Below are 16,911 nucleotides of genomic sequence, written 5' to 3'. Positions count from 1 at the left end.
ATTATTCTGGTCAGTCGATCGAAACCGTGTAGGGCAAAACCGCGTACACCCCCTTCGGATCGTTGAAGCGAGCGGTCATTTCACTGGCTTCCCGGTAGAGGTCAACCAAAGGCTGCAAGGCTACGTTGGCGGACGCGTCCGCCGTTTGCTGGGAAACGTTCTTGAACAGCTCGTCGAGGAAGTTCTTCGCCCTGGGAAGCTCCATCACGGCAGGCGCCTCCCCTAACCCCGCCTTTTCGCCGGCAAAAGCGATGGCATCGCCCAGGCCGCCCAGCTCGTCGACGAGCCCGATGTCCAAGGCGTCCACACCAGACCAGATCCGCCCTTCCGCAATCTTGGCTACCTCCGCAAGCTCCAGGCCTCGCCCTTCCGCCACCTTGGCCAGAAAAGAGTCGTAGACGAGATCCACCTGACGCTGCACCAACTCCATCTCTCGATCAGTCTTGGCTCGGAACATGCCCATAAAGTCAGCGTGCTCGGTGGTCTTCACGGTATCGAAATTCACGCCATGCTTGGCGGCCAACTCTTCATAGTTGAAAAAAACGCCGATCACCCCGATCGACCCGGTCAAGGTGTTCGGCTGGGCGTAAATCTTGTCCGCGTATGCAGAAATCCAATACCCGCCCGATGCCGCGAGGCTCCCCATGGAGACGACTACTGGCACCTTTTCCTTGGCTAGGCGCATTTCTCGCTGGATGACCTCGCTCGCTAAGGCGCTGCCGCCCGGCGAGTTCACTCGCAGGACGATCGCCTTTACCTTGTCGTTCTGCCTCGCCTTGCGAATTTCGCGGGCGAGCGAACTTCCGCCCACTTGCCCGTCCTCGCCTTCTCCATTCACGATCGACCCCTCCGCGTAGATAACGGCGACAAAGCCTTGGCTCGAATACTCAGGGCGAACCGATTCCAGCAAATAATCGTCCAGCGAGGTTTGCGCGAAGGACTGCGTCGCTTCGTCCACTCCCGAAACCGACTGCATCTTGGCGATCAACTCGTCGGTGTAGAGCAGCTCGTCAACCAAACCCAGTTCCTGAGCATCCTTGGCTACCAGCATGCCGAGCTCGTTCAGCTTCGCCTCGTAACGTTCCGGGGCGATTCCCGACCCTTCCGCAAGGGCTTCGAGGTACTCCGCCCAAAAGTCTTCCAACACGGCTGCATTCGCCTCGCGAGAAGGGTCGCTCATGCCTTCCAGCACGAAACTCTCCGCCGCCGCCTTGTAATCGCCAGCACGCGTCACCTGCACTCCGATCCCATACTTCTTCATGAACCCACCGAGGTACGGGTAGCTCATCGACATGCCGGTATCCGAAACCACGCCCTCCGGATTCATGTAAATCGTGTCAGCCACCGACGTCACGTACATGTCCCGAGCGCTTGGATACACGACATAGGCAGCTACCGGCTTGCCCGACTCCTTGAACGCTTCGATCGCTTCTCTCACTTCCTTCAGAGCCGCGAAACCCGAACCGTAGCCATCCACCGAAAACGAGCCGGTGAGCAGCAATCCTTCGATGCGATCGTCCTCTCCTGCCGCAATCAAGGCCCGCTTCAAGGACAGGAGCGAAAAGGCCCGCTGCCGCTTGCCTCCGATCGCCTCGTCGATGATCGCGTCGCGCGTCATGCCGACCGGGCGATCTTGCACCGTCGCCGACATGTCGAAGACCAGCACGCTGCCGTCGCGCACCTGAGGCACCGGCTGGCTCATCGCAGCAAGCATGCCGAACAAGACGACAATGAACAGCGCCAAGCCTCCAGCGGCGAAAACGATCGCCAACAAGGACGCGAGAAACGTCTTAAAAAATCCCTTCATAGCTACAACAGTTAGGTAAAAACAAAATCCCAGCCCATAGGGGCCGGCAACACTAGACACCTTCATCGGCCTCCAGTCGCAAACCTAAACTGCCAGCCTCCTCCTATCAGAGCGCCGATCAAAACGGTGTCCTGTATTCGCGAGGGTAGGGCTGTCTGGCCCAGACAGCCGTGTTGCAGGATCATCCATCCACGGCGGACAGAGCCAGTCCGCTCTAGCTACGCACAGGCTTAATCACACCTCTACTTCAGAGCGCCGATTTATAAATGGCACCCCGCGAAACCGGATTCTTAGCAAAATCCGCATCATTCCCGGAATAGCGGAAGTCGCGAGACCTTCGAAGAATCTCTAGCACGACCGGCCACCATCTACCTGGGACCCTCGTCGAGGCAAAGGCTCCAAGGCTTCCTCCAAAACGCCGCGGGCCCTAGGCCAACAAAGGATGGCTTCCGCCACCATCCACACCTCTAGAGCAAGCGTGGCCACGGCGATGAAAATGAGCGGCCAGTTCTTGGTTTCCTCGGCAAGCCATCCTCCTTCCGTGAACAATTGGTAGCCCATCGCCCAAGCCGGCATCACCAGCATGAAAACCGTCGGGATCGCCACGAACCAAACCGGCAGGCGGCGCCTCCACATCCAAAAAGCGATCACCAGAAAAGCCAAGCCGCCGAGCAGCTGGTTCGTCGCCCCAAACATCGGCCACAAGATCAGCCCGCCTTTGCCGACGTTGCCCCAGGTCCAATCCATTCCTTGCGGAGGAATGGCCGCCACCCAAAAGGCGAGGATCACCGCAAAGATAGTAGCCCCGTGCTTGTCCGTCAGCCAAAAGAGCGGATTGCCCGACAGGGCCGTCTTCCCTTCCCCATCCTTGGCCACGAACGTGCTCGCCAACTCCTGCACGACGTAGCGTTGCAAACGGCAGGCCGTATCGAGGGTCGTCGCCGCGAACGAGGCCACCAATACCCCCATCAGAGCCACCGCGAACTGGGGAGCCAGCCCTAAGGCCTTCAGGAAATTCGCGGCCCCGTCCACGAAAGCGCCTACCTTGGCAGCCAGACCGCCAGCTGCCGCCCACGACTCGTAGCGAGCCGCATAGGCGGCTTCGCCCAAGAGAACCTCTCCCCCTGCTCCTTGAATTCCAAGCCCCAAGCCCGCCACGCAAGCCAGGATCACCAGGGTCGCCAAGAAGCCTTCGAGCAACATCGAGCCAAATCCCACGAACTGGGCATCCGTCTCGCAACGCAGCTGCTTGCTGGAAGTGCCGCTGGACACCAGGCAATGGAACCCGCTGATCGCACCGCAAGCGATGGTGATGAAAAGGAAGGGAAACATTACGGGAGCGCCTGCCACGCCGGCGCGAAAAGCCGGAGCCGCAATGTCCAAGCTGGGGCGCAATTCCGAGTCGCCGATCGGGCTACCGCCAACAAAAGCAGCAACCACCAAGCCCACGACGACCAGAGCGAGAGCGGTGATCAGCTGCAGGCTGTTGATGAAGTCCCGCGGCTGCAGCAAAGACCAAACGGGCAAGACCGAAGCGATGTAGGAATAGGCAAGCAACAACGCCACCCAGTGAGCCACCGGCCAGGCAGCCAAAGTCATATTGAAGCTATGTATCCAGCCTTCACGGTCGCCAAAGACCACTGAGAGATACATCAGCGCCAAGGCGATCAAAGAGGGAACCATCAATCCAATCCCCTTGCGATGAAGCCAAACGCCGATCGCCACCGCGAGCGGGATCTGCACCAAACATGGGAAGATCGCTCCCGGATAGGTCTTGAACACGACCGCGATCACCAGCCCGAAAATCGCCAGCACGATCGTCAGAGCCAGGAAAAGGATCAGCAAAAAGAGGAACCGTATCCGAGGATTCAATACACGCCCCGAAATCTCGCCAACGGTTTGCCCGCGATTGCGCATGGACACCACCAAGGAGCCAAAGTCGTGCACGGCCCCCAGCAGCACGGACCCGAACAGCACCCACAACAATGCGGGGACCCATCCCCATATCACCGCGATCGCCGGTCCCACGATCGGCCCCGTTCCTGCTATGGACGTGAAATGATGCCCAAAAACCACGAACTTGTCAGTCGGCACAAAATCCTTGTCGTCGTTCAAAGCCACGCTCGGCGCCTCCACGTCGTCGCGCAGCTTGAAGATCCTGCGGGCAAGGAAACGACCGTAGGTATGGTAGACGACAAGGTACAGGGCGCCGACGCCGAGGGCGATCAGAAGGGTAGACATAACGCAAGCAGGGGTCTCGGTTCAAAAAGGAGTAAGCCCAGCCATGTAATCCCCCGCAGCGACCTAAGCAATCCTTTTCGCCCGGGCGTCCAGACACGCAATTGTCGCTCACAAGCCCGATCCCAGTTTGACTCATCGGTGAGCCCCGTAGAAATTGCCAGCTCAGACGCCTAAACAACGACCTAAGACCACGAACATGGAAACCCACGCGGAACCACAAGAGTTTCTCACCACCAACCGCAAGGCCCTCACCATCAATCTCGACAACGAGAAGTACGGAACCTTCGCCGAAATCGGAGCCGGACAGGAGACCTGCCGCAATTTCTTCCAAGCCGGCGGAGCCGCCGGAACCATCGCCAAGACCATCTCCGCCTACGACATGACCTTCAGTGACTCGATCTACGGGAAGGTCGGCCGCTACGTTTCCCTGGAACGCGTCATCAAGATGATCGACCACGAGTATGCCCTGCTGGAGGAGCGGCTGAAGGAGGATGTTGGGGAAGAAAAAACCTTCTTCGCCTACGCGAACACGATGAAGGCCAAGAGCTACAAAGGCGGCGACGACACCCACGGCTGGATGGGCATCCGCTTCCAGACCTCACCGGGCTGCGAGCCCAGCGAGATCTACCTGCACTGCCGCATGTGGGATCCCGAAAACGTGCAGCAACAGCACGCCGTAGGCATCCTCGGCACCAACTTGATCTACGGAGCCTGCTACCTGAACGAAAACGTGGAGGCCTTCATCGAGTCCCTCGTCGACAACGTCGGGAACGAACGGATAGAGGTCGACTTCATCAAGTTCCGCGGCCCCGCCTTCAAGGGCGTTGACGACCGCATCGCCAACCTGCACCTCGTTCGCCGCGGCCTGACCAACGCCGTCCTCTTCTCGCCCGAAGGCGAGATCACCCAGCCCTCCGAAGCCCTCTACAAAAAAGCGATTCTCGTGGAGCGCGGCAGCTTCCGCCCCGTCACGCGCGTCAATATCGACATGCTCAAGTGCTCCGGAGCCCAGTTCATCCAAGAACCTTCCGTGCAAGGCAAAGACGTCATCGTGCTAGCGGAAATCACCATGAACAACCTGCTCGCATCCGGAAAGCTCGACTACGAAGACTACCTGGCCCGCATCGACACCATCGGAGCCACCGGCAACTACGTTCTCATCTCCAACTACTTCGAGTTTTATCGCCTTACGTCATACTTCCGTCGATACACCGGCGAGATGATCGGCGTTTGCATGGGCATCAACAACCTCCTCGAAATCTTCAACGAGAAATACTACGCCAACCTCGCTGGCGGCATCCTGGAATCCTTCGGCCGGCTTCTCAAAAACTCGGTTCGCCTATACATTTATCCCATGAAACAGAAAGCCTACCGCCGCTATCTGAAAATCCACAAAGGGGAAGGAAACGGCGAAGACTCTCCCCCAAAAAGCGCTTCCTCCGAGACCAAAGGCAGCCTCACCGACGACCTTCTCATCACCTGCAACAACCTGCGCGTAAAACCGCAGCTCTCCAACCTTTACCTCCACCTCCTGGAAAACGGATACATCGAACACATCCGCGGCATCGACGACCAGCTCCTCGAGATATTCTCTCGAGACATTCTCGCCGCCATTGCCGACAAAGACCCGATCTGGGAACAGATGGTACCACCGGCAGCCATCGAATTCATCAAGTCGAAACAACTTTTTGGATACACCCACTAGTGCCGCCCCGCCAATCTACTACGCCTATGACAGACGCTCCAGAACCACGTACGGACAAGCCGGCCAAGTCGCCGCTCAAGCTCCTCGCTCAAAAACTCGGTGTCGTTCAGCGCGAGGCCGGCAGCCTCGGCATCCCTAGCCTCGTCATCATCGAAGGGCTCGACGCATCCACAAAAGGAAAACTGCTCAACCAGATCCTGCTCGAGATCGATAGCCGCTCCTTCAAGGTCTACTCCACGCATGCCTCGCACGAAGAGCCGCGCAACTATCCCCTGCTCCACCGCTTCTGGAACAACACCCCCGCCAAAGGCAAAATTCAATTCTACGACCGGGGACCCTACTACCTCGTGCTCGACGCCTGGGCAGAAGGCAAGCTGCACGAAAGCCAGCTTGGGCAGTACTGGAGCGATATCGTAAACTTCGAACGGCAACTACATGACAGCGGGGTGGAAATCATGAAGATCTTCCTCGACGTATCCAAAAAGTCCCAAGCCAGACGCTTCCGAAAACTGGAAGAAAACCCCAAGACATCATGGCGAGTGACCCCAAAAGACTGGCGTCGCCATCGCCAGTACCGCGGCTACCGCGACACCGCCCTCAAGGCCATCGAAACCACCGATCGCGATTACGCAAAGTGGCACATCATCGATACCGAACACTTCAAGGGCGCCCTCGTCGAAATCTACAATCGCATCATCGATAGCCTGCAGTCTGCCATTAGCCGCAAAAAGAAGGAGCTGAGCAGCCCCGCCGCCAAAAGCGTCACCAACGCCTGGATACCCTACAAAGGACACAACTTTCTGGCCGACACCGAATTCCAAGGCCCCATGGACCGCCAAAAGTACAAGGCGACCCTGAGGAAGCGCCAGGAAAAGATACACGAGCTCGTTCACGAAATCCATACCCACCAAATCCCTGTCGTCATCGTATTTTGCGGATGGGATGCAGCCGGAAAAGGCGGTTGCATAAAACGCCTCGTGCAAAGCATCGACCCGCGTGGATACGACGTCACTCCGGTCGCCGCCCCCACGAAGGTCGAGCTCAGCCACCACTACCTCTGGCGGTTCTGGAAAGAAATGCCGCGTCGCGGCAAGATCGCCATCTTCGACCGCTCCTGGTACGGACGCGTGCTCGTCGAGCGGGTAGAAGCGCTCTGCACCAACGACGAATGGAAAGCAGCCTACCAAGAGATCGACGAAATGGAGCAACACCTCGTGAACTACGGCACCACTATCGTTAAATTCTGGCTCCATATCGACAAGGACACTCAGCTGGAGCGCTTCGAAGCTCGCCAAGTCGATCCGCTCAAGAACTGGAAGATAACCGAGGAAGATTGGCGCAACCGCGAGAAATGGGAAAAGTACGAGGAATCGATCAACGAGATGATCGAAAAAACGAATACGCCTTACGCCCCTTGGCACATAGTGCCCGCAACTTGTAAAATGCGTGCCCGCATCGAAGTTTTAGATACAGTGATCCACGCCCTCAAAAAAGCGATCAAGCGAGCCCACAAGGCCCCTCTCTGAGCCGCGAGCCGCAGCCGCGGAGGAAACGCAGCTAGCCTGCATCTTTGCCATTGGGGAGGGACCGGCTCCACCCGTTCCGCTTCTCGGGAGTAAATGCCGCGCGCGGAGTCAAGCGCCTGAAGACAGGCACCATCATCCACTGCCAATACGAGCGAAAAAAAAAGCCGAGGCTCACGAGCCTCGGCTTTGTTTTTGAAAAGGATTGAAGCGATTACTTCTTCTTTTTCTTGGCGACCTTCTTAGCTGCCTTTTTGGCAGGCGCCTTCTTGGCAACCTTCTTAGCAGCCTTCTTAGCTACTTTCTTGGCGGCTTTCTTAGGAGCTGCCTTCTTGGCGGCTGCCTTCTTGGGAGCTGCCTTCTTAGCGGCTTTCTTGGGAGCTGCCTTCTTGGCGGCCTTGGTTGCCGCTTTCTTAGCTACCTTCTTGGCAGCTTTCTTGGCAACCTTCTTAGCTGCCTTCTTAGGAGCAGCTTTCTTTGCGGCCTTCTTCGCAGCCTTCTTGGCAGGTGCCTTCTTAGCGGCTTTCTTCGCAGCCTTCTTGGCGGCCTTCTTGGCTGCCTTCGGCTTTGGAGCCGCCTTTTCGATTCCAGACTTCGCAGGAACAGTCGGCAACTTCTCGAGAGCTGCGCGAAGCAGTTCACCGATGCTTACCTTCTTGCCCTTGGCGAGCTTTACGAGGTCCTTCTTCTGGTCGAGCGGAAGACGTACCGAGATTTGACGATGGTCTTCAGCTGCTGGAGCAAATCCAGCGTAGTCAAAGCCGGCGATCGCGTGGCGAATAATTTCGCTTTTGGATACACCAAGCTGCTTTTGGTATTTGTCGAGGACAGCGATCAAGTCTGCCTTCAGATCGAATGTGAGAGGAGAACTCTCAGCGCCTTTTTTTGCGGCCATAACAGTATGTATGGTTTGGATTAACGGTTTATTCGGTGAGAAATATTAAACCTAAGGTAGCGTTCAATTACCGAAAAACCTTAGTTTTTCAATCATATTCCTGTTAGTATTTTTTGGGTACAGCAAGTTTTTACAAAAAATTGTGCCGTTTTTCGCCCGTATTCAGATTCTCGAACCCTTTCGGGAGCCCAAATCCTCACAACGTATCCAGATCATAAAACCGGATACATGGGTAATACTTCCCAAACGAATCACGCCCGCAACCGTAAAAAAAGGGGGGTAACAGGATCCTCGATACACAGCTTCCGTATCCAATTTTCCGAACCCAAAAACTAACACTCTCCCATCACACCAAACCTCCTCCAAAGCGATCGTCGACACCTTCAGCGAGCGTTAAAAGAGCTCTCGGACAATCGGATTGACAGTCTCCCGCCTAAAGCACGAGCTTAGTCTCGCACTACTCGCCAGCCCCGCCTCCAACACACGAACCACCAAGCAGAAATGGCTACCGTCGAACTCAAGAAGCTGCTGAAAATCTACCCGAACCGAAAAGGCGAAGGCGTAAAAGCAGTAAACGAAATAGACCTTTCGATAAGGGACCGGGAGTTCATGGTCCTCGTCGGTCCATCCGGTTGCGGAAAATCGACTTCGCTGCGCATGATCGCAGGACTGGAGGACATAACTGGCGGCGAAATTCGCATCGACGGAAAAGTCATCAATGACGTTCAGCCCAAAGACCGCGACATCGCCATGGTCTTCCAGAACTACGCCTTGTATCCGCACATGAGCGTCTACCAGAACATGGCCTTTGGCTTGAAACTCAGGAAGTACAGCAAAGCGGAAATCGACCGTCGCGTGAAAGACGCCGCAGAGATTCTAGGGATTGAAGACCTGCTGCAACGCAAGCCAGCAGCCCTCTCGGGCGGGCAACGTCAGCGGGTCGCCGTCGGCCGCGCCATCGTTCGAAAGCCCAAAGTGTTCCTTTTCGACGAACCGCTATCCAACTTGGACGCCAAGATGCGCGTATCCACGCGAGCTGAAATCTCCAAGCTGCACGCCCGCCTAGCCTCCACCATGATCTACGTCACTCACGATCAAGTGGAAGCGATGACTATGGGCGACCGCATTTGCGTGATGAACGGCGGCGACATCATGCAGGTCGACGAACCGCTTACGCTCTACAATCAACCAGCAAACATGTTCGTCGCATCCTTCATCGGCAGTCCGCCCATGAACCTCTTGCCTGGGCGCATCGAGCGCAAGGAGGGCACCCTGTACTTCCAAGCGACGGACTCCATGATTACGCTAAGACTGAGCAATCGCCTCGCCGAAGCTGCCGCAGAATACGTCGATCGCGATATTATCTTCGGCGTCCGCCCAGAGAACATCCATCAGGCAGAAGAGAGCAGCAACTACGAAACGGAGCACACCGCCAAGCTGACCATCGACGTTGCGGAACCGATGGGCAACGAAACGATGCTCTACCTTTCAAACGGCAGCCAAAGCCTGATTGGTCGTATCCACAGCGACGTACGTCCGCAAATAAACAAGACCATCACCGTCTGGTTCGACCAAGCCAAGGCCCACCTTTTCGACCCACAAACCGAGGCGAACCTTACCGCCTACTGAATTCAAGCCATCGCTTCCCGCTCCCGCAAAGCTTGGCCCAAACACAAGGCCTTGCATCGCTTCAAGTCGAGCTTGCCAGTGCCCAGCAACGGCAAGGCATCAACCTTGACCACATCCTGCGGTATCCAGAGGTTGGGCAATCCGCGCCCCCTCAGCCGCCTCCCTAGGTCAGCCAGCTCCACGACCTTCGTTGCCAGCAGCACCAAAGCTTCCCCTTTGCGCCCGCATTCGCGCGAGCCAACGAATACCTCGGTTTCTGGATACAACTTTCCGATCTCGGATTCCACGTTCGCATGCGAAACCATTTCACCGGCAATCTTGGAAAAGCGGGACAGACGCCCTTCTATCACCAAGCAACCATCTTCGTCCAAGCGACCGATGTCGCCCGTGTTAAACCAGCCTCCTTCTTCAAATCGATTCTCGATCGCGGGGTCCAGGTAGACACGAAAAACGTTGGGGCCTTTCGCAAGGATCAATCCCGACTCTCCCCGCGGCTTGCGAACCAGAAGATTCTCTTCGTCGACAATGCGTATCCAAACGCCCGGCATCGGCCGCCCCGCGGTCCCCATCTTATAGCCAACTTGACTCAATGCGTAGCGCCCCAGCATCTCCCGACTGTGCAGGCAATTCGCGGTCAGCACCGGCGAACACTCGGTCAAACCATAGCCTTCGAGAACGGGGATTCCGAAACGGGCCTCCCACTCTTCCGCCAAATCCGCTGGCAACTTCTCCGCTCCCGCCACCGTTAAACGCAAGCTCGCAAAGTCTTCCGCATCCGCACGCTTGAGGTAAGCGCGCAAAAAGGTCGGCGTGCCCAACATCACTGTGACCGCCTCCTTCCGAACAGCCGCCACGTTTTCCTTCGCTTGGAGAGGCGACGGCGTGGACACCACTTGCATCCCCTTAAGCAAGGGCAAAAGGAATCCTCCGGTCAGCCCGAAGCTGTGGAACAACGGCAGGTTCGCCAACAGGCGATCCGTCGAGCGCATCAAGTAGCACTCCGATAGCTGAGTTGCGTTCGCCACCAGGTTTCGATGCGAAAGCGGGATGCCTTTCGGCGCAGCGGAACTGCCGCTGGAAAAAAGCAATGCAGCCTCACGATCGCCACCCGTAAGAGAAATCGAATACATGCGGCGAAGCATCCTTAGGGGCAGCAACGCTACCGCAACCAGATCGAGCAACAAACCCGGCCCTCGCATCTGCGGCATGACGTCCTCTACAAATACGAGCTGCACGCTAGAAAAGTCCAAATCCTTGAATCGATCCAAGGCCTTGCGCGAGGTGATGACCGATCGCACGCCCGAAGCCTCAAGCATCTGGGAGAAGGCTTCGCTACTCACGGTCGGGTTCAAGTTGACGCTCGACCTGCCCGCCCACAACGCGCCGAGGTTTGCCGCAAATCCGGGCAGTCCTGGCGGCAACAAGATTCCAACGCGACGCGCCGTATCCGTTTTCTTGATCAAGCGAGCAAAGCCCAATCCCAAACCTAAGAGAGCGAACCCCCTTACCTTTATATTTCCAAGACCACGATCCACCAGACGCAACGCGAACAACCTTATCTTGAGCGCCTTGAAGACCAGCAACCCAAGATTCTGACTCAACTCCGCACGAGCGCAGAAGGCGACATGCTCCAATTCCGTCACCGCCTCCTGCATCGTATCCGCAGTCGCCTCTTCATCTCGCAAAGGACGGCCAAAGGACACGCTCACCGCACGCCGTAGCGGCATGCCCAATCGGTATCGAAAAGGCTTGTCCGCAAAACTGAATACGGATCCCCACATCCCATCAATGGCCGCAGGCAAAACAGCCGCCCCCGACAAGCGAGCCATCAATTCGGCCCCCTTCTTGAACGGCATGATCATGCCCGTGCGTGTCAAAGCGCCTTCCGGAAAGATGCAGACAACATCTCCCGCCTTCAAAGCCTTTACCGACTTCGACACCGCTTCCTTCGCAGCTTTCGGCGAAACCGCAATGACGTTAAATTTTCGATACGCCCAACGCATCAGCGGAAAGCGTAGCATCTCGTCAGTCCCCATGAATCGTACCGGGCGAGGCGAAGCCAGATAGATCAAAATCGCATCTACATAGCTGACATGATTTGCCACCACCAGCACGCCGCCGGATTGCGGCATGTTTTCCAGTCCCTTTAAGCGCATCGGATAAAACACCTTGGCGATGCCCAGCAAGAGGACCCGCAACAAACTTTCCGGCACCAAGACCGTCATGAAACCGACGACCACAATCGTCGTGACCGCAACCACCCAAAGCTGCGCTTGCGGGCTCCAAGCCAGGTATCCCATCAAGGAGGCCAAGCCTACAAACGCGCCCGACATCAGGTTGATGAAAAGGTTATTCGCGGCGATTGAGCCAACTCGGACTTCGTCTCTCGCGGAGGCGACGAAGAGAGCGTTGAGCGGAGCTGAAAAAAGCCCGCCGCCCACACCGAGCATAAAAACGCAAAGGACCGCCCCCCAACCGGCATTCCAAAACAGGGCCGTCGCTGGAACCAACACCACCAACATCAACGCTCCCAAAAACGACAGCCCGACCTCGATGCGCCGGCGACAAAGGTAAGCCGCCAATCCGCTGCCCGACGCGACTCCCAGCCCCAATAAGGCTGCCATCATCCCCCCCTGACTGGCCGACCCGATTTCCTGACCGTGATCCCAGCGACTGTCCTGCAAAAGGATCATCACTAACATCGCTCCCACTCCGTAAAACCAGGCGAGCCCCAAAGACGACCAGCGAAGCACGGGCAGCGAAAGCACTTCCTTTAGCACGCTCCCAAACGGGGCATCCGTTTCGCTGGAAGCTTCGGAATCCACCCGTATTCCCGAAACCACGACATAAGCCAAAGCCGAAATGGCCGCAGCGCCCAACCCGGCAACCGAAGCTGCCGACCAAGGCGAGCCGAGCAGGCTCCAAACCTGATCGAAAGACCAACCTCCCAAAGCCAAGCCAGCGAGGGTCGCCCCCACGCCCGCCAAACCCAGCAGCCCCATCATTTGGCCGATCCGAGCCTCACCGCACAGGTCTTTCAGCAAGGCATTTCGCGAAGGAGCCAAGAAACTGGATTGGCAAGCCACCGCCGCCAACGACAGCAAAACGCCGACAAAGGAGTGGAGCAAGGCGCTCACCGAAAGCAGCGTCATAGCCGTCGTCTGCATCAGCAAGCTCCCGCGCACCACCGCCACCTTAGAGAAACGGTTGGTCAAGCGCCCTGCGACCGGCGCGAGGAAAATATACGGCAGAACATACAAGGCTGAAACGACGCCTACCCAAACCGCAGCTTGCCGTTCGGGAAAACAAGCGGCCACCAAGGCGGAGGCGGTGATCTTTGCCGCGTGATCGCCGAAGGCGTTCAAGCCCTGCGTCACGATCAAACGATAGGAAGAAGAAAGAGGTGCATGTGTGCTCATGCTCCCCCATTCGCTCAGCTCGCGCCAATCCGAGCCTGCCTACTGTATATCAACACCTTACCGAACATCCCCACCAAAGGGAGACAATGCTTCATGCATTATTTGTACATTGTCCGCACGCAATTTCTACAATCCATCGCTCCATCCAGGCCCCCATCCGCTGATCAATCAAGGTTCCTCAATCCACCCCCACCACGTATCTCTTGGCAGTCCGGCGATCAACTTGCAGGACACGAGCCGTCTCTTCGTAACTGCCGCCGCGGCGATAGACCTCCTGCGCGTAACGGCTCAACAGTTGGTTCGCCGTCAGGGAATTGTCCGCACCTTCCTTAACACGCTCCGCGTCGTCGCGACTTACGCTGAGATCCTCCGCTTCGTAGCTCCCATGTATCAGGATATTGCGGACACATTGTTCGAGCTCCCTGAAATTACCAGGCCAGCGGTAAGCCTGCCCCAGATTCTTAGAGATCCAAGCCACCGACTCCTCCGCCAAAGAGTCGCCGTCAATGGGACCTGCGACCTTGAAGGCGATGTGACGCACCAACACCTCCAACTCGTCTCCACTGCCCGCCAGCACTTCCTTCAAGCTCGGAGTGCGAATCCTGTCCGCGCAAAGCCGAAAATAGAAGTCCTCTCGAAAGTTCCCACCGGCAATCTCATCCGGCAAATCGCGATTGGTCGCGGCCATCACCTTACCCACGAAAGGACGCAAAGCCGTATCCCCCAAGCGCTGGAACTGACGGGTCTGCAGCACCCGCAAAAGCTTCACTTGAATGGAGGCGTCCGTTTCCCCTATCTCGTCCAAGAAAACCGTGCCAAATCGGCCGCACTCCTCCAAGTAGCCTTCCCTATCCTGCAAGGCTCCCGTAAACGCTCCTTTGCGATGCCCGAACAACTCCGACTCGATCAAAGTCGGGGATAGCGCCGACAAGTTCAGCGGATAAAACGCGGCTCCGAAATCCACCGCGAACCGCCCGGCCTGCACGTCAAACGGGACAAAGCGAGACATTCCCACCGCCCGAGCGACCAGTTCCTTGCCCGTTCCCGAAGGTCCGGTGATCAAGGTCACAATATCGCTCATGCGGTTGTATAGAGATCTTTGATACCGTCGCATGTCATGCGTGAAGCAACTGCTCCAAATGCGACTGCGCAAAGCGCTGATCGCCTCCGAGCCGCCTACCAAGTAGCGATAGATATTCAGCCACGCCCGACGCAACTGGTAGTAGAGAGCGAAGTACAGCCCTTCTTGCTCCGGCGAAAAACGAGTCGCCGCGTGCACCGACAGGAAATAGCGCTGCCGATCCCTGTATTCATAAAAAAACGACACTCCACCCGGCTGCGGTTTGCCCTCCAAGGAGTACTCGATCAACTTGTCGTACTTTTCCATGAACTCGTGGTAGACCACGAAGTGCACCAAGTTTTCGTAAGCGACCCGCTCCGCCTCGCTCACTTCCTGCACCTTCGCTAAGCGAGCTCGGGCCGGCTCCATCAAGGACAAGGCCAAGCCAATCAGACGCTTCAGGTTGGGAGCAAGCAACTCCTCAGCCTCGCCCGGCCCCACGTAACGCTCCCGCTCCTGATAGTCCTTGCCCAAACATTCCCGCTCCAGCTCCCAGCGAGACTCCTCAAACGGGTTGCAATAAACGATATCCGCCAACTTTTGAGCGAGCGGCCAATGGTCCCGGGAAAAAATCTTCTGAGGCATCTCTGTACACTATTTGTACACGTCGATCCGTCAATGGTTGACATGCACGCGAGAACTTTCGCCAAAGAATCCCACCAACTATTCGCTTATACCTGAAGAAGAACAACTTAAGAAACGCCACCTCCCATTGGCATCGAGCCTGCAATCCTGCTTGCATGAGCAAGCTAACCGCAATCCACCAAAGCATTTCCCTTCGCATCGTGAAAGTCTGCCTCAGCTGTTTCAGCATCGCAGGTACCGCGGTTCTAATGTCGGGGGTCCTCAAGATGGGAGTGCTCAACAACGACCGGAAAATCGACCACGGTTTGCGCTTCCTGCGCCCCCTAAGCGACGCGATCCAGCAAGCCGCGGAACAGCTCCTCTACTAGACATGAAAAAGCTTCCAGTTTGCCTGCTTGCTGCGTCCACCTTCCTTATCGGCTGCGCCAGCGTAAAAAACCCGGGCCCCTCCGCCTTCCCAAGCTTCAGCGAACCCGATGTGTCGCAAACCTTGAAGCTCACCGTACACGTCAAGAAGCCCCAGAGGGAAGATTTGGACGACATCATACCTGAGGAAACCAAAACCTGGATCTACAATCGAGCCGTCTACGAATCGGAACGACTGGCAATGCTGCTCCGCAAGTGCCAGCTCTTCGAACAGGTGCTTACCGGCGAGCCAAATGAGAGGAAAAACGGCAGCCTTACCCTCAAAGCACTCCCGCGTCTCCATGAGCGGACTGGCTTCGACGATCCCATGATCTTGATATACCTCGGCGTCTTTCCGCTTTGGGAAAAAGAAAACCACGGAGTGGCCTTTCAGGTGCTGGAAACGCAAGACGAGTTCCAATTCTCATGGCAGGAGGAACGCGTCATCGGCATGGTCGCTCCTCTCATCTCCGCCACAAACCAAAACTGGAGCTCGAAACGGGCCAACGAGGCCTACTGGAAAGAGCTCCGAGCAGAGCTGTACCGCTTCTTCAAGGCCTACGAAAAAGTGCCAGAGTGAACAGCAACCACGGATTTCACTCCGTCGCTCCCTCCTTCGCCGGAGCTCGCAGCCGAGCCACCTCCGTACCGTAGATGTCCCGCTCCAAGCCTTCCGGAGAAAACACCCAATCCGGCACTTCGACTCCGATCGCCGCATCCGTCACGCGGAACCGCGTCTTGTCTCGGGTGAGCTCATTGCGCACGTCGACCTGGCTGAGCACGCCCTGCCCGTCCACGATTTTGAAGGCCACCACGGTGATCGTCTTGGCCAAATTCTCCTCCGCATCGTAAACCTCGACCCGATTCAAAGCATTGAACTCCTCGTCCAGATAAATGCGCACCCGCGAAACCTTCTCCTGCAATGCCTTGTCCTCGCTCGGCGGATACAAGCTGAAGACGTGGGTAGGCCGGCTTCGCATGGTGGTGCGACCCTCGTACCTGAACTCCTGCCAAAAGGAGAAAGGCATCAAAAGGTCAAACACGGTGAAATCGCTTCCCGCTATTTTCTCGAAAAACGCGTCGGATTCGATCAAGCGCGCCTCTTCAGCCCCGGACCTCCAAGCATCCACCTCCAGGGCGTTGGCGAAGATTCCATTCTGCAGCAAAAGCCGCTTCACCTTGGCTGGAACCAGTTCCCCCTGTTCCGTAACATCGGCTGGCTCGAGGGCGATATCGATGCGCGAAAGCGGGCCAAAAGTCGTTTGCGTTCCCAGCAAGACGCCAGAGACCGTGGTCGTCTTGTCGCGACGCGGACGAATCTCCAACTTGAAGCTCAACCGATACTCGCCCGCGATACCCAAGCGGCGAAACGCATTCAGGATCTCCAAGCCATCGGCTTGGCTGACCTCCTCGCCCAAAGTATCGAGCGGACTCGATCCGTGGCGGCGCTGCGCAGTGAGCTCAACGGAGGCGACCGCTAACAACAAAAAGGCTGCCCAGAAAGACTTGGCAGCAGGCATAAAAAAAGCCGGGCGCAATCCCATGGGAAGGATAGACCCGGCCATTCGAAAAAGTTTCCGGC

The 16,911-nt window shown here is 57.0% G+C and carries 11 protein-coding genes; 5 read left to right on the top strand and 6 right to left on the bottom strand.

The window, feature by feature from the left end; translation table 11 throughout:
* Positions 1 to 10: 10 nt before the first annotated feature.
* Both sppA and IEN85_RS21090 read right to left on the bottom strand, forming a co-directional pair.
* A complete protein-coding gene (gene sppA / locus IEN85_RS21095; protein WP_191619083.1) occupies positions 11 to 1,807 on the bottom strand; it encodes a signal peptide peptidase SppA in 1,797 nt (598 codons plus the stop codon).
* A gap of 348 nt (positions 1,808 to 2,155) precedes the next feature.
* On the bottom strand, positions 2,156 to 4,048 hold the full coding sequence (locus IEN85_RS21090; RefSeq protein WP_191619082.1) for a carbon starvation CstA family protein: 1,893 nt from the start codon (positions 4,046 to 4,048) through the stop codon (positions 2,156 to 2,158).
* Positions 4,049 to 4,244: 196 nt separating this feature from the next.
* On the opposite strand from IEN85_RS21090, the gene IEN85_RS21085 reads away from it, so the two are divergent.
* Positions 4,245 to 5,753 (top strand): TonB-dependent receptor, encoded by a 1,509-nt coding sequence (locus tag IEN85_RS21085; RefSeq protein WP_191619081.1) that lies wholly within the window; start codon positions 4,245 to 4,247, stop codon positions 5,751 to 5,753.
* Positions 5,754 to 5,779: 26 nt separating this feature from the next.
* A complete protein-coding gene (locus IEN85_RS21080; RefSeq protein WP_191619080.1) occupies positions 5,780 to 7,279 on the top strand; it encodes a phosphate--AMP phosphotransferase in 1,500 nt (499 codons plus the stop codon).
* Positions 7,280 to 7,490: 211 nt separating this feature from the next.
* Here IEN85_RS21080 and IEN85_RS21075 read toward each other — a convergent pair whose 3' ends face one another.
* On the bottom strand, positions 7,491 to 8,171 hold the full coding sequence (locus IEN85_RS21075; protein WP_191619079.1) for a ribbon-helix-helix domain-containing protein: 681 nt from the start codon (positions 8,169 to 8,171) through the stop codon (positions 7,491 to 7,493).
* A gap of 501 nt (positions 8,172 to 8,672) precedes the next feature.
* Here IEN85_RS21075 and IEN85_RS21070 point away from each other — a divergent pair.
* Positions 8,673 to 9,800 carry an ABC transporter ATP-binding protein gene (locus tag IEN85_RS21070; protein ID WP_191619078.1) on the top strand — a complete coding sequence of 376 codons (1,128 nt, stop codon included), beginning with the start codon at positions 8,673 to 8,675 and terminating at the stop codon, positions 9,798 to 9,800.
* 2 nt (positions 9,801 to 9,802) lie between these two features.
* Here IEN85_RS21070 and IEN85_RS21065 read toward each other — a convergent pair whose 3' ends face one another.
* Both IEN85_RS21065 and IEN85_RS21060 read right to left on the bottom strand, forming a co-directional pair.
* Positions 9,803 to 13,219 carry an MFS transporter gene (locus IEN85_RS21065; RefSeq protein WP_191619077.1) on the bottom strand — a complete coding sequence of 1,139 codons (3,417 nt, stop codon included), beginning with the start codon at positions 13,217 to 13,219 and terminating at the stop codon, positions 9,803 to 9,805.
* Positions 13,220 to 13,397: 178 nt separating this feature from the next.
* Positions 13,398 to 14,924 carry a sigma-54-dependent transcriptional regulator gene (locus tag IEN85_RS21060; RefSeq protein WP_191619076.1) on the bottom strand — a complete coding sequence of 509 codons (1,527 nt, stop codon included), beginning with the start codon at positions 14,922 to 14,924 and terminating at the stop codon, positions 13,398 to 13,400.
* A gap of 155 nt (positions 14,925 to 15,079) precedes the next feature.
* Between IEN85_RS21060 and IEN85_RS21055 the strand changes: the two genes are divergently transcribed.
* Together IEN85_RS21055 and IEN85_RS21050 are read left to right on the top strand one after the other, a co-directional pair.
* Positions 15,080 to 15,292, top strand: a complete 213-nt coding sequence (locus tag IEN85_RS21055) for a hypothetical protein (protein WP_191619075.1) — start codon at positions 15,080 to 15,082, stop codon at positions 15,290 to 15,292.
* Positions 15,293 to 15,294: 2 nt separating this feature from the next.
* On the top strand, positions 15,295 to 15,909 hold the full coding sequence (locus IEN85_RS21050; protein WP_191619074.1) for a hypothetical protein: 615 nt from the start codon (positions 15,295 to 15,297) through the stop codon (positions 15,907 to 15,909).
* A 16-nt stretch (positions 15,910 to 15,925) separates the two neighbouring features.
* Here the strand turns inward: IEN85_RS21050 and IEN85_RS21045 are convergent, their stop codons facing one another.
* Positions 15,926 to 16,849 (bottom strand): outer membrane lipoprotein-sorting protein, encoded by a 924-nt coding sequence (locus IEN85_RS21045; protein ID WP_191619073.1) that lies wholly within the window; start codon positions 16,847 to 16,849, stop codon positions 15,926 to 15,928.
* Positions 16,850 to 16,911: the final 62 nt, after the last annotated feature.

This window comes from Pelagicoccus enzymogenes (genome assembly GCF_014803405.1).
In the GTDB taxonomy this organism is placed as follows: domain Bacteria; phylum Verrucomicrobiota; class Verrucomicrobiia; order Opitutales; family Opitutaceae; genus Pelagicoccus; species Pelagicoccus enzymogenes.
This window is presented reverse-complemented; position numbering and strand designations above follow the sequence as displayed.

Excerpts from the sequence above, each read along its gene's own strand:
- IEN85_RS21060 (WP_191619076.1), bottom strand. The coding sequence starts at position 14,924 with ATGCCTCAGAAGATTTTTTCCCGGGACCATTGGCCGCTCGCTCAAAAG.
- IEN85_RS21045 (WP_191619073.1), bottom strand. The coding sequence starts at position 16,849 with ATGCCTGCTGCCAAGTCTTTCTGGGCAGCCTTTTTGTTGTTAGCGGTC.
- IEN85_RS21090 (WP_191619082.1), bottom strand. The coding sequence starts at position 4,048 with ATGTCTACCCTTCTGATCGCCCTCGGCGTCGGCGCCCTGTACCTTGTC.
- sppA (WP_191619083.1), bottom strand. The coding sequence starts at position 1,807 with ATGAAGGGATTTTTTAAGACGTTTCTCGCGTCCTTGTTGGCGATCGTT.
- IEN85_RS21080 (WP_191619080.1), top strand. The coding sequence starts at position 5,780 with ATGACAGACGCTCCAGAACCACGTACGGACAAGCCGGCCAAGTCGCCG.
- IEN85_RS21085 (WP_191619081.1), top strand. The coding sequence starts at position 4,245 with ATGGAAACCCACGCGGAACCACAAGAGTTTCTCACCACCAACCGCAAG.
- IEN85_RS21065 (WP_191619077.1), bottom strand. The coding sequence starts at position 13,219 with ATGAGCACACATGCACCTCTTTCTTCTTCCTATCGTTTGATCGTGACG.
- IEN85_RS21075 (WP_191619079.1), bottom strand. The coding sequence starts at position 8,171 with ATGGCCGCAAAAAAAGGCGCTGAGAGTTCTCCTCTCACATTCGATCTG.
- IEN85_RS21070 (WP_191619078.1), top strand. The coding sequence starts at position 8,673 with ATGGCTACCGTCGAACTCAAGAAGCTGCTGAAAATCTACCCGAACCGA.
- IEN85_RS21055 (WP_191619075.1), top strand. The coding sequence starts at position 15,080 with ATGAGCAAGCTAACCGCAATCCACCAAAGCATTTCCCTTCGCATCGTG.
- IEN85_RS21050 (WP_191619074.1), top strand. The coding sequence starts at position 15,295 with ATGAAAAAGCTTCCAGTTTGCCTGCTTGCTGCGTCCACCTTCCTTATC.